The organism is Maribellus maritimus (genome assembly GCF_022267315.1).
In the GTDB taxonomy this organism is placed as follows: domain Bacteria; phylum Bacteroidota; class Bacteroidia; order Bacteroidales; family Prolixibacteraceae; genus Draconibacterium; species Draconibacterium maritimum.
In genome coordinates this window covers 227,103-240,210 of sequence record NZ_JAIKLE010000007.1, presented here as the reverse complement: position 1 = coordinate 240,210, position 13,108 = coordinate 227,103, and the positions used below count along the sequence as shown (strand labels likewise).

Genomic DNA, 13,108 nt, shown 5'->3' with positions numbered 1-13,108 from the left:
TCAAGTTCTTTTAAATCCTCTTTTATATTGAATTTGCTTTGTCTTCCCATGCTTCAAAGATAATAAAGCAGCACTATATACTCAAATTGGTATTACTTTGAGCATGGTAATATCTGTTCTTAAAGCTATTTTTTCAGACTCAAAATATTTTATCTGAATGCTCTTGGAATCTGAATTTATATTTTTTAATACATCCTCACATAAATTGCTAAAGGAGATATCTTTATAAACTGAAACTAATTTTCCCGATCGATTTTTTATCCACAAAAGCAAATCTTCAAGCAAATGGAATGTACTGGAAATATTTTGATTTAATAGTTTTAATTTTTCCTTTAGTTCATCCGGGTTGCTTTCATCAAGGGTCTCGATAATATGGTTTGAGAATCCCAGCAAAGAATGAAAAGGGCTTCTTAAATCGTGAGCCAGTACTTTTAAGAACAAATCTTTCTGAATATTTAATTTTTCCAATTCATTTGCATAATCCTTCAATGTCGAATCCAGTCTTTTCCTTTCTTCAATATTCCTTGTAATACCCAGTATTTCTTTGGGTTGACCATCCTCTTTCAGGATTCGAATCTCCGTTTCTACCCACACCTGCACTCCACTTTTATTTGGCATTTGATATTCAAATTGCATATCAGAATACTCACGCCCCGAATAAACAAGCTTTTCTATTTCCAAAAGTATTTTTTGCTGCGTTGCTTTGTAACTTTCATTGTTGTTTGGATTGGCGTCAAAAACGCCTTCCAAAGCTTCATCCACCGTATATCCCAAAAGTTTTGTTACCGAAGGACTGACATAAGTAAACCGGCCGGTATTAATGTCAATGGTCCAAATAACATCATTGAAATTTTCAATGATATGAAGGAATTTGTTTTGTTCAATCATCCGATAAGCGTTGATTTTTTCTTTAAAAATATAGTGAAAATTTTTGAAATGAGTTACATTGATGTATTTCCATATCACTTTAAAGATTAACCAACAGCCTTTTCTACTCACGACAATCAAAATAAAAGCTGTGAATTCATAAGTTCCCAGCAATACATTTTGCGGAAAGTAAATGAGATCCAAGGGACTTTGAGCAGAATCATCGTAAAGAAAGTCATCATTGTTTGGAAAAAGAAAACAGATGGTTTCTTCTATTTCATATCTTAATGCATAAATTGTTGCTGTTCAGTAATATTTTGTCAGCCTAATTGTACGATTTATTGGTTTTGTCGTCGAAACGAAGTAAATTTAATAAGAACTAAACATTTACTAAAACAATAAATCACAATGAAAAACAACAACTTATCCAGGAGGAATTTTATTACAACAACCTCAACTGCTGCGGCAGGATTTTCTATTGTCCCGTCAAACACCATTGCCGGACTTGGACATAAGGCACCCAGTGACAAACTGAACATTGCAGGAATCGGTATCGGTGGTATGGGAAAAGGGAATCTCAGCAGAATGGCAAATGAAAACATCGTTGCCCTATGCGACGTTGACTGGACAACAGGAGGAAGAATTAATGTTCCTGAAGTGTTTAAAACCTACCCAAAAGCAGCCAGGTATTACGATTGGCGTAAAATGTATGATGAAATGGGAAAATCGATCGATGCCATTATGTGTGCCACAGCAGATCATACCCATGCTATTATTACCGCCAATGCAATTGCAATGGGAAAACATGCATATACTCAAAAACCATTAACTCACAGTGTGTATGAATCAAGACTGTTAACCAAACTCGCAGCAAAACATCAGGTTGCCACACAAATGGGAAACCAGGGTTCTTCTGCAGAAGGAGTAAAACTGATTTGTGAATGGATTTGGAATGGTGAAATAGGTGAAGTAAAAGAGGTGGAAGCATACACCAATCGACCGATTTGGCCACAGGGTCTCTCAGCACCTGAAGAAAAAATGCCTGTACCGAATGAACTGAAATGGGATTTATTTATTGGCCCGGCGGAGTACCGTCCATACAATTCAGCTTACCATCCATGGGTTTGGCGTGGCTGGTGGGATTTTGGGACTGGTGCACTCGGCGATATGGCCTGCCATGTAATGCATCCTGTTTTTACAGCGATGCAACTGGGATATCCCACAAAAGTGGTGGGAAGTTCTACACCTTTTACTTCCGACGGAGCTCCCAATGCAGAAATTGTTCATCTTACATTCCCTCCACGCCCCAAAACAGCCAATGTAAAAATTAACCTGCCTGAAGTAAAAGTAACCTGGTACGATGGTGGCCTTACCCCGCGTTTACCGGAAAACTGGCCGGCTGACAGAAGACAAAACTCTGGTGTTATTTTCCATGGCAGCAGAGATACATTGGTATGTGGCGAATACGGAACCGATCCAATTCTGCTTTCCGGGAGAGTTCCCAATGTACCGCAAACAGAAAGACGTATCGATGGGCATGAACTGGATTGGATTCGGGCATGTAAGGAAAGTCCCGAAAACCGTGTACCAACCGCATCCGATTTTAAAGATGCTGGTCCGTTTAACGAGATGGTAGTTATGGGAGTATTGTCAACCAGGCTTCAGTCGCTCAACAAAGTCCTTCATTGGGATGGGCCAAATATGACCTTTACCAATATAAGCGATAGTGACGAGCTTAGAGTCAGCAGACGCGAAACTGTTCCGGCTAAAGAATTCGCCGACAATTTAATAAAACACAAATACCGCGATGGCTGGACTCTGCCCGATATGCCGGCTTAAATAACGAGAAAGAGTTATAGGAGATAATAAGAAAAGCTGTAAAATATCTCGTTGTATATTTTACAGCTTTTGCTATTAAAAATTCAATATTTGTGCGGATTCTCCACCCGAAAGCTAAACCCTTCTATATTTTATTTAACCAGCCGATGCCAATGCAAAACGTCGGTAATCCGGGCGATCCTGATTGACTCATTTTTATCAAAATCTCCTTCACTTTCCGACTCTGAATCTAAACCATGAAAAAACATGATATACGTGGCTTTCTTTTCGATTTTAGTTTTGTAACAGTTACGGCAGTAATTCTTCCTTTTGCCCGGTCCTAACCTTGCTGCCCCAAAATGATGCGATTTTCCCTCTACTATTCTTCATTGTGCATGAAATTGGGCTGCGTCAAAAAAAACAAAAAAAGGATGCCCTATAAGCAATACCATTCTGTTGCATACGCGGATGGCAACCTTTTTTATATCTGTTATTGTTCAATACCGAATTTGTATACACAAATTGAGTAATATTCATCCCCCGGTTTCAACACAGTAGAAGGGAAATCCGGCTTGTTTGGGCTGTCAGGAAAATGCTGGGTTTCCAGGCAAAGAGCCGAACGGAACTCGTATATTTTTCCTTCTTTTCCCGTAACAGTTCCATCAAGGAAATTACCACCATAAAACTGAATGCCAGGCTCGTTGGTATAAACTTCCATTGTTCTGCCTGAATTAGGTTCCAAAACTTTGGCTGCAAAAGTCAATCCGTTGTCCGCCTGATTTAAAACCCAGTTATGGTCATAACCATTTCCAAACTTTAACTGTTCAAAATCGTCTCTTACCCGCTCACTGATAGCAGTTGGCTTTCTAAAATCCATTGGAGTTCCTTCCACCGGAGCGATCTCCCCAGTCGGGATCAAACCATCATCTACCGGAGTATATGAATCGGCATTAATCTGTACAATATGTTCATTTATATCGCCGTTACCCGCGCCTTTCAAATTAAAAAAGGAATGGTGTGTCAGGTTCACCGGAGTTGCTCTATCAGTTGTAGCCCAATATTCAATTTTCAACTCATTTTCATTCGTTAATTTATAAACAACCTTCACATTTAAATTGCCAGGATAACCTTCTTCCATATCCTTGGAAAGATAATTCAGTTCAAGAGTTTGTTCATCCAATTGACTGGCATCCCAAACTACATTATTAAAACCTTTTATACCTCCATGTAATGCATTCCCGTTATTATTTTGTTCCAGCGAATAAACGGTGCCGTCAATCGAAAAAGTTCCGCTCCCAATCCGGTTTCCGTACCGGCCAATAAGCGAACCAAAATAAATTTCACTCGTATTGAAATATTCGTCAATGGTTTCAAAGCCTAAAACAATGTCACCAAAATTGCCATTTTTGTCAGGAGTCCAGAGGTTTACTACTTTTCCACCATAATTGGTAATCTGGGCCACCAAACCATTGCTGTTTTTTAAGGTATACAAATCAACCTGTTTCCCGTCATGCTGTGTTTCAAAATTATCTTTATCGATTAGAACCGGCTGTTCCGGCTGAGGTTGTGCGCACGAAAAAAACGCCAATACCGCTAAAATAAACCATGTATTTTTCATTTCAGTTCTTTTAATTATTATTGTTATGATTCTTTTATTGATTTTAAAAGTTAAAATTACATTTTAAAAATCAAACCGGAAAACAAGATCAAAAAAAACAGATATATGAAAATAGCGTACTTTACAGTTTTTAGAAATACGATCCTGATTGTCATATCTTTTCTTATTATCACCTGTAAACTGACAGAAAAAAGTCCAAAAACTTTTGACGTTATTATTGATACAGATTTAGGGGGCGATCCAGATGATATTCAATCGCTGTTCAGGGCGGTTCACTATAGTGATATTCTAAAAATAAAAGGAATTGTAGCCACCCCCTGCAACCAGATAGAACAACATCCGTGGGACACGATTCCAAGGGTAAAACTGATTAAAAACTGGATTCAGCGAATTGACGTAGACCATCTTAGGGAAAAAGGATATACAAATTTAATGGACGAGACATCATTGCTTGATATTGTAAAGTTGGGGACCAAAAAACCGGGAGTTCCTTCAGAAAATGCCTCTTCGGAAGGCTCGGAGTGGATTATTCAGACAGCACAAAACTATTCCAAAGAGAACCCGCTGTGGATTTTGGTTTGGGGAAGTTTATCGACCACGGCACAGGCACTGTACGACGCTCCTGAAATTGCCGAAAAAATCCGAATTAATTGCATCGGGTCGACCAACACGCTGCACGACACAGCCAGCCGCAATTTTGTTTTTGATTTTATGGCTAAAACATATACCGATTTATGGTGGATTGAAGATGGCATTTTGCCCAGAGGAACACACGAAACTTTTAGAGGGGTTTACCAGTCTGGGAACCAGGAAGGGGAGTGGGCAGCTACCGGCTTTATCGACGCAAATATCCGGAATCACGGCTCCACACATCAGGGATTATTTGAAAAAAAATGTGGCGACGTATTTCCATCGGCAAACTGGCCCAAAAATACATTAAAGGAAGGAGATTCTCCAACGATCTTGTATTTGGTTTCATCGGTTTTAGGAAGTGTCGGAGATGTTAATGACCCCACAAAAGAGAGTTGGGGTGGTCAGTTCCGTCATTTTGATTCGCTTACTTACCCCAATTATTATATCGATTTGAATAAAACACCTGAAGAGTGCCAGTTTACCATCGGAAAATGGAGGGAAGATTTTTTACGCGACTGGAAAGAACGTTGGGATCGGTATTAAAATATTTCTTTTTTGTACTTATATTTCAAACATATCTATATATTTGTATTTATGGATATAAAAGAAAAGATTGAGGTAAAAAAGTTGGAGATTGAATCTGAAGAGAAGGGATTAAAAGGCTGGATAAAATCGAAGCAGGTTCAGAAAACGCTCATTGCTACAGTTATTGGTGCAATCGGTGGTTTTTTATATTTCTACTTCACTGACGGAAGAACGATGGATGCTATTCCTCCGGGAGATATTTTTCAAAATGTAATTTTTGGAGCATTCCTTGGATTTTTTGTAACCAATAGTCCGTGTGCAAGAAACAAATGTTAGGTTTGAGAAACAAAAACCGCTCCCTTTTCAGAGAACGGTTCTTTGCAAATTCAAATCAACATTAACCTTTTAGCAAATCCTTAATTCCACCGATTGAACTTAGGATTCCGCTGGCTTCGTATGGCATATAAACAGTTTTATTGTCTTCGCCGCTTACCATTTCTTTAAATGTTTCCAGGTATTTCATGGCTACGAGATAGTTGATTGGATCGCCGTTTTTTGCAATGGCCTCAGTAACTTTCAGGATGGCTTCAGCTTCTCCTTCGGCACGTTTTACTCTTGCCATCGCATCTCCTTCTGCTCTCAAAATTTCGGCTTGTTTTTCACCTTCAGCTTTGTTGATCTGCGATTCTTTAAAACCTTCAGCTTCCAGAATCATTGATTTTTTGGAACCTTCGGCTTCCAGTATTTTTGCCCGCCTATCGCGTTCAGCACGCATCTGTTTTTCCATCGCATCCCGGATATCGCGAGGTGGGTTGATGTCCTGCAATTCCACACGGTTTACTTTCACTCCCCATTTGTTTGTTGCCTCATCCAAAATAATTCTCAATTTGGAATTAATGGTATCGCGCGATGAAAGTGTTTCATCCAAATCCATCTCGCCAATTACATTACGCAGCGTAGTTTGTGTAAGTTTTTCAATGGCATCGGGCAGGTTCTCTATTTCATACATGGCTTTAATCGGGTCCATAATCTGAAAGTAGAGCAGCGCATTAATTTCGGTTCCCACATTGTCTTTTGTAATTACATTTTGCCTTGGAAAATCGTACACTGTTTCCCGTAAATCGATGCGGTCTTTGGTTTTAAAATGTACAATTTGTCTTCCGTCAAAATCTTCGCGAACATAACGCCAGATAATTTTACGAGGCTGGTCGATGATGGGGATAATTATATTTATCCCCGAAGTCAGTGTTCTGTGGTATTTTCCCAAACGTTCAACTATAATGGTTTGAGATTGCTGAACAATACGGATACCAACTGCGGCAAATACAATCACAAATACGGCCAACAGAATAAGAATTAAGGTTGTTGCATTCATAATAAAAGGTTTTTAATTGATTTTTTTTACGATTAAAACAATACTGTTTAACTGAACAATTTCAACGGTGGTCCCTGCAGGGATTTCATCGCTGTTGAGAGAGCGGGCCTGCCAATTGTCGCCATCGAGCAACACGCGGCCCCGGTTGTTTTCATTGCTGATTTCTTCGGTAACCTTTGCCTGGCGGCCTACCATTGCATCAACATTGGTTTTTCGATCCTCGGAATGTTTGTAAGCCACTTTTTTCATTACGGGCCGAACTAGAAAAAAACTCATTAATGTTCCGGAAGAGAAAAGAACAATCTGCCATTCCATTGACAAATCCAAACCTGCTGCCAGCGATCCGACAAGTGCGCCAATTCCGAAATTAAATAAAATAAAAGAGGGTATAAATATTTCCATAATAAAGGATATTAGAGCTATCAGTAACCAAATGTGCCAAAGTTCAAATTCCATAATTTTTGATTTTTAAAATGGATAAACCAAAGTTACTTTTGATACTCTAATCCGCCTGGTTTCTGTGGGGCTTTTCATCTGAAGTGATATAAAAACAAGGATAAAACATTTCGTCAGCAATCATTCTTCTTTCAGCCATTCCCGAAACGCCGCCGCCTTTAAACGGCTTACCGAAATGCGATTTGGAAATCCGTTGCTTACATTTAAACTCACCCTGAGTTTTCCATTGTTTTCCGGTTTGATTTCTGAAATGACATTCCGGGTAAGGATGAATTGCCGGTTTGCCCGGTAAAACATTTCATCGGGAAGAAATTCATTAAGGCTATCAAGCGACTTGTCGTGAATATATTGTTTCCCCGCAGTTGTAACCACGTATGTAATTTTATTTGCTGAGTATAAAAAAGCAATGTCGTCAAATCCGATATAAAAAGTTTTATTTCCCACTTTCAAAGCAAGTCGTTCGCTCTCCTTTTTTAGCGGAATCTCCACTTCGGGATCTTTTTGCGGGTGACTTTTTTCCAGTAGCTCAACTGTTATCACAATGCTGTCGATACTTATTACACGCACTTTCTCGCCAACTGAAATGACTTCACCGGAAACAGGGATACTTTTCCATTGGTCGCCATCAATTGCAACACACCCTGTATTCTTTAGCTCGTCAATTTCTTCGATTACTTTTCCTATTCTTCCCACCAAACCTCCAGCATTGGTTTTTATTACTTTTTTGCGATAGGCATATTTCATCATCAGAGGTTTTACTCCAACAAAACCTGCAACAGTTCCAATAATAAAAAGAATTATCTGAAGTGCTACAGGAGCATTAAAAACTGCCCCAAAGAAAGCAAAAATGCATCCTATACCAATGCTGGCCATCAGAAACGAAGGGATAAATATTTCGAGAATAAAAAAGACAATGGCAGCCAAAACCCAAAGGTGCCAAACATCAAATTCCATAAGCTAAGTTCTAAGTTGATTTATTTTTTGCATAAAGTTTTTTACTCGTTCGCGGTCAACATTGTTTTCCCAATATCCACCCTTTTTGAAAAAAGATCCGACGATAAAAGCATCAGCAAAATCCCAGTATTCGTGAATATTGTATTGGTCGACTCCTGAGCCGATAATTACAGGCAGCTTTGTGTTTTTTTTGACCTTCGCCACATCACCCACTTCTGCTTTCTCACCCGTGGACTTTCCTGTAACGATTAATCCGTCGCTTAAGAAAAATTCCGCAGCTTTTGCTGTCTCTTCCAACGAAATGTCGCTGGTAAGTGCATGCGAAGAATGTTTCTTTTTGATATCGGTGAGTATGGGTATATGCTCTGCACCAATTTGTTTCCGGTAACGAAGTAAATCTCCGGCGTCACTGTTTATCCATCCTTCATCAGCCATGTGTCCAAACACAAAACCTTCCACACGGATAAAACTTAATCCTGTTGCCAGGGCCACGGCAAGTGCAGCTTTATTGGCTCCGGCCAAAATCTGAATTCCGGCAGGAAGTTGAATTTCTTTTTTAATTTCAACGGCCACAGCTGTCATTCCGGCTACGACTTCAGGTCCAACTTCCCGGTTTAAATAAGGCCGATCATGCATATTCTCAATCATTATTGCGTCAACTCCTTCCTCTCGTAATAAAGTTGCTTCTTCAACAGCCTTTTTTGTTATTTGGGCTATACGAAGTTTGTTTTTGGGAGTACCGGGTAATGCTCCCAGATGAATCATTCCTATAACACTCTTACTGAATTTCAATGAGTAATTTTTTGTTGGCGTCTAAAGTTAAATTGAAATGATCAAAATTCCGCGTTCTGCACCAGAAAAAATCATATTCAGTATTTTAAAAATGAATTTGTATTTTTATTGTAAAATAAGAACTTAAGTCTCTTTTCATGAAGAATATAACAATACCTCTTTTATCTTTTCTGACATTTTTTATATTCTCTTGCTCAACCGGAGAAAAAGGAGAAATAAACACCTTAACAAATAAAGAAAAATCAGAAGGCTGGGCATTACTTTTTGACGGGAAAAGTATGAATAAATGGAAAATGTTTAATGGCGGAGAAGTTACCGGTTGGAAAATTGTCAACGGAGAAATGCACAATTCGGGTGGAGGGTCTGCTCACGGAGGTGATATTATCACTAAAAAGCAGTATGAAAATTTTGAATTATTCCTGGAATGGAGAGTAGCTCCTGAAAGTAACTCCGGCATATTTTATCATGTACAGGAAGGATTGACTGATGCGATTTCTGAATCAGGTCCGGAATACCAGTTGATAGATGATAAAGGATGGCCGGGAGAATTGGAAAATTGGCAAACTTCGGGGGCAAATTATGGTATGAATCCTCCGGAAGATGCAGAAGTAAAACCAATTGATGAATGGAATACGGCCCGGATTGTTGTTAAAAATCCACATGTAGAGCACTGGTTAAATGGCAAAAAAGTAGTTGAATACGAACTGTGGAATGACAATTGGAAAGCCAATAAAGCTGAAGGGAAGTGGGCAGAAGCGCCACATTACGGAGAAGCGAAAGCCGGCCACATCGGCTTACAGGATCATGGTGGCCTTACGATGTTCAGAAATATTAAAATAAGGGAATTGTAAACATTAAAACTTTGGTTTCTCCAAAGAAAACCTCATCGATCTTAAAGGGCTCTCACCTCAACGGGGAATGACAATCAGAATTATTCAAAAAAACTATCTTTGTCGGAAAAATAGATAGAAGCATGGCTTTTTCTGCATTTCGGGGAATGAAACCCTTTCCGCAATTGATGTTCTCAATTTTTGTAGTTGTTGTTAGTTTTCTTGCTTTTTTTGTATTATCACTAATCATAGCTGTCCCGGTTTTTGGCATCGACTCAGTGTTAAATATGCCAGGTGTAAATGATTTAAACAATCCTCAAAGCATTACCATTTTAAAATATTTTCAGATTGTTCAGTCATTGGGTTTGTTTATTGTTCCTCCAATTATTTTAGGCTGGCTTTATTTGGGAAATATCTCAGAATATTTGTTTTTGAATAAATCCACCACATTATCGTCAGCTTTAATAGTGTTGATTTTGATGTTTATTGCTACACCGGCAATAAATTTAACGGGTGAACTAAACGCAAAAATGCAACTGCCTGACTGGTTAAGCGGGATTGAACGATGGATGAAGCAAACGGAAGAAAGCGCGGCGCAGTTAACGGAAGCCTTTTTGAATGTAAAAACAACAGCCGGACTAGTGTTTAATATTTTTATGGTTGCCTTTTTACCTGCCATTGGTGAAGAATTTCTTTTCCGGGGTGTTATTCAACGCTCTTTTACACGAATGACAAAAAGCCACCACTGGGGTATTTGGATTTCAGCAATTTTTTTTAGCGCTTTACATATGCAGTTTTATGGTTTCCTGCCACGCTTACTTCTAGGAGCACTTTTCGGGTATTTGCTGGTTTGGAGTGGTTCGATGTGGATTCCAATTTTGGCTCATTTTTTTAACAACGCTTTTGCGGTTATTTCTTTGTATATGATTGACAACAATTTGATGAGTCCGGAAGTTGAAAACTTTGGTTCCGCTGCCGACAGCATATACTATGCATTTATTAGTCTTGCAATTATCGTTTTATTGCTATTTCTATTCAGAAAACAAAATAAAAAGAATACACTTCCTTCCCCACAAAAAACTGTACACTGAAGATAAAACATCAGCCCCATCGCTTATTCCCAAAACGTTAAGAATCGACAAGCTGATTAAACGACAATGTTGCCAGTAATCCCAGCGTAACTAAAAAACAATAGTTCCATTGTCCCCGGGGACTTAAACTGTAGCAGACGAAGCATAGCATTTGTCAGAGTTTTCGATGGGCACCTATCCTTAATTGTGGAACTTATTCACTTTCTTGCAAATTTTATCTCCCGGGGTAAAACCACTTTCCCTTTTTTCGTGGATTTCGTTCAATATAAATCACTCAAAAAGAATTTGTCATTTATCACTTTTTACCATTATTTGACGGAGATTATTCAATTGGATATTCCGACTTTACAGGCACTTGGCAGAAAACACTGGTAACCATGCCGGGTTTGAGTCTCAGACAATCAGCCTTCATCTCAAATAATTTCTGAAGCGACACAAAATTCAGGTGGTAATTTAATTCCAATTAAGTGGAATGAATCCTATATTAATTAAATAGCCTAAGCGTACTCGAACAGCAAATCAACCTGCAAGTCGACGGCTCTGAGTTTTTTCTTCTCCTTTCGTCTGAAAACATAAACAATCCCATATTCCTGTGCTTGTTGGCGTTTATGTTTTGGAGAATCTGAATTTACATGTTCCTCAATTTCATTCCATAGCTTGCTAATAAAATCATTGGTTGAAATACGAATTTCTTTCATTCGCTCGAAAGAACGGTTTGATATCCTTCTCATATTTTGCATAAAAATTGCAATGTCCTTAAAATCCTGCAGTCTTATCTTCACCAAAGCAATAGAAGGGCTATAAATTGGGCTTCCTCCGCTTTGAATCCTTTTTTGCTCACCACTAACTACTTTTTCTCCCCACTCTATGATGTCATTTTCAGTATTTAAGGGCGGAAGCTTACCATTTAGTGAATCCAGTTCATAAAATTTAAGCGTCTCTCTCTTAGTTTCTTCTCTTTCAACACTCATATACAAAGCCTGTACGAAGTGGGAAATATACATTACAGCTTTTTCCATTACAACTTTGTATTCCTTTTGTTTATTTGCCTGTTTCTGGAGGTCGGAATCGTACTGTAAAAGTGTACTTTCGAAAGCTATTTTTACCTGTTTTAGCTGTTGATATGTATAACGGGAAAAGGCCAGCTTTTCTTCACTGGTTTTATCTGCCAGTTTAAGGGCAGATTCCATTGCCCTGATTCGGGCTTTGTCTGTTGTTGGTAATCTTCTGTATGGCATAATCTTCAAATACTTTAGGCGAAGTTAATAAACAGGAAAGTAATTTGTGGTTGTTCGCAACCTGAATTATGCACAGCCTGTTGTGAATTAAAAAAGCCTTCTCATTTCTGAAAAGGCTTTTCCTATTCTTTTTGCAACTAATATTACCTGCTTAACCGTGATACTAAATATTCCCTGTTCAAACGTGCAATGTTTGTTATGGAAATACTTTTGGGACATTCTACCTCGCAGGCGCCGGTATTTGTGCAACCGCCAAAACCAAGTTCATCCATTTTGGCAACCATATTCCGGGCACGTTTTTTTGCTTCAACCTGCCCTTGCGGCAATTTTGCCAAGTGCGAAACCTTAGCCGAAACAAACAACATTGCGGATGAATTTTTACAGGCTGCCACGCAAGCACCACATCCAATACAAGCAGCGGCATCCATCGATTCCTCGGCATCTTCATATGCAACAGGAATTGTATTTGCATCAGGTACGCCTCCGGTATTTACCGAAACAAATCCACCGGCCTGTAGTATTTTCTCAAATGCAGTTCTGTCTACAATGAGATCTTTTATAACAGGAAAGGCTGCTGCACGCCATGGTTCAACAGTAATGGTTTCCCCGTCTTTAAATTTGCGCATGTGTAACTGGCAGGTGGTAACTTCAGTATCCGGTCCGTGTGGACGTCCATTAATGTAGAGACTACAAGTTCCGCAAATACCTTCGCGGCAGTCGTGATCGAAAGCAATTGGATCAATTCCTTTTTCAATCAGTTCATTATTTAAAATGTCCATCATTTCAAGAAAAGAAGATCCGGTAGAAATATTCTCAATTGTATAGGTTTCGAATTTACCTTTACTGGAAGCATTCTTCTGCCGCCAGACTTTTATATTTAGTTTTTTCAGAATTTTATCAGCCATAATCTT

General features: G+C 38.9%; 13 protein-coding genes. 5 read left to right on the top strand and 8 right to left on the bottom strand.

Annotated features, from left to right (window positions below; all coding sequences use genetic code 11):
* Positions 1-81 precede the first annotated feature (81 nt).
* Positions 82-888, bottom strand: a complete 807-nt coding sequence (locus K5G00_RS08945) for a PAS domain-containing protein (protein WP_238765796.1) — start codon at positions 886-888, stop codon at positions 82-84.
* 387 nt (positions 889-1,275) lie between these two features.
* Here K5G00_RS08945 and K5G00_RS08940 point away from each other — a divergent pair, with 387 nt between their 5' ends.
* Positions 1,276-2,706 (top strand): Gfo/Idh/MocA family protein, encoded by a 1,431-nt coding sequence (locus tag K5G00_RS08940; RefSeq protein ID WP_238765795.1) that lies wholly within the window; start codon positions 1,276-1,278, stop codon positions 2,704-2,706.
* Between the two features lie 469 nt (positions 2,707-3,175).
* On the opposite strand, the gene K5G00_RS08935 is transcribed toward K5G00_RS08940, so the two are convergent.
* A complete protein-coding gene (locus K5G00_RS08935) occupies positions 3,176-4,303 on the bottom strand; it encodes an aldose epimerase family protein (RefSeq protein ID WP_238765794.1) in 1,128 nt (375 codons plus the stop codon).
* 105 nt (positions 4,304-4,408) lie between these two features.
* Between K5G00_RS08935 and K5G00_RS08930 the strand changes: the two genes are divergently transcribed.
* Together K5G00_RS08930 and K5G00_RS08925 are read left to right on the top strand one after the other, a co-directional pair.
* Positions 4,409-5,479: a nucleoside hydrolase-like domain-containing protein gene (locus tag K5G00_RS08930; protein WP_238765793.1), complete on the top strand. Its 1,071-nt coding sequence runs from the start codon at positions 4,409-4,411 to the stop codon at positions 5,477-5,479.
* A gap of 51 nt (positions 5,480-5,530) precedes the next feature.
* Complete coding sequence (locus tag K5G00_RS08925) at positions 5,531-5,797, top strand: hypothetical protein (RefSeq protein WP_238765792.1); 267 nt, start codon at positions 5,531-5,533, stop codon at positions 5,795-5,797.
* Between the two features lie 61 nt (positions 5,798-5,858).
* On the opposite strand, the gene K5G00_RS08920 is transcribed toward K5G00_RS08925, so the two are convergent.
* The 4 genes from K5G00_RS08920 to K5G00_RS08905 form a co-directional block, all read right to left on the bottom strand.
* Complete coding sequence (locus K5G00_RS08920; protein ID WP_238765791.1) at positions 5,859-6,836, bottom strand: SPFH domain-containing protein; 978 nt, start codon at positions 6,834-6,836, stop codon at positions 5,859-5,861.
* A 12-nt stretch (positions 6,837-6,848) separates the two neighbouring features.
* Positions 6,849-7,292 carry an NfeD family protein gene (locus K5G00_RS08915; RefSeq protein ID WP_238765790.1) on the bottom strand — a complete coding sequence of 148 codons (444 nt, stop codon included), beginning with the start codon at positions 7,290-7,292 and terminating at the stop codon, positions 6,849-6,851.
* A gap of 120 nt (positions 7,293-7,412) precedes the next feature.
* On the bottom strand, positions 7,413-8,246 hold the full coding sequence (locus K5G00_RS08910; protein ID WP_238765789.1) for a LytTR family transcriptional regulator DNA-binding domain-containing protein: 834 nt from the start codon (positions 8,244-8,246) through the stop codon (positions 7,413-7,415).
* 3 nt (positions 8,247-8,249) lie between these two features.
* Complete coding sequence (locus tag K5G00_RS08905) at positions 8,250-9,038, bottom strand: BtpA/SgcQ family protein (RefSeq protein WP_238765788.1); 789 nt, start codon at positions 9,036-9,038, stop codon at positions 8,250-8,252.
* 137 nt (positions 9,039-9,175) lie between these two features.
* Here K5G00_RS08905 and K5G00_RS08900 point away from each other — a divergent pair, with 137 nt between their 5' ends.
* Together K5G00_RS08900 and K5G00_RS08895 are read left to right on the top strand one after the other, a co-directional pair.
* Positions 9,176-9,889: a 3-keto-disaccharide hydrolase gene (locus K5G00_RS08900; protein ID WP_238765787.1), complete on the top strand. Its 714-nt coding sequence runs from the start codon at positions 9,176-9,178 to the stop codon at positions 9,887-9,889.
* A gap of 122 nt (positions 9,890-10,011) precedes the next feature.
* Positions 10,012-10,959: a CPBP family intramembrane glutamic endopeptidase gene (locus K5G00_RS08895; RefSeq protein WP_238765786.1), complete on the top strand. Its 948-nt coding sequence runs from the start codon at positions 10,012-10,014 to the stop codon at positions 10,957-10,959.
* A 497-nt stretch (positions 10,960-11,456) separates the two neighbouring features.
* Here the strand turns inward: K5G00_RS08895 and K5G00_RS08890 are convergent, their stop codons facing one another.
* Positions 11,457-12,197: a hypothetical protein gene (locus K5G00_RS08890; protein WP_238765785.1), complete on the bottom strand. Its 741-nt coding sequence runs from the start codon at positions 12,195-12,197 to the stop codon at positions 11,457-11,459.
* 143 nt (positions 12,198-12,340) lie between these two features.
* Complete coding sequence (locus tag K5G00_RS08885) at positions 12,341-13,102, bottom strand: succinate dehydrogenase/fumarate reductase iron-sulfur subunit (RefSeq protein WP_238765784.1); 762 nt, start codon at positions 13,100-13,102, stop codon at positions 12,341-12,343.
* Between the last annotated feature and the right edge of the window lie 6 nt (positions 13,103-13,108).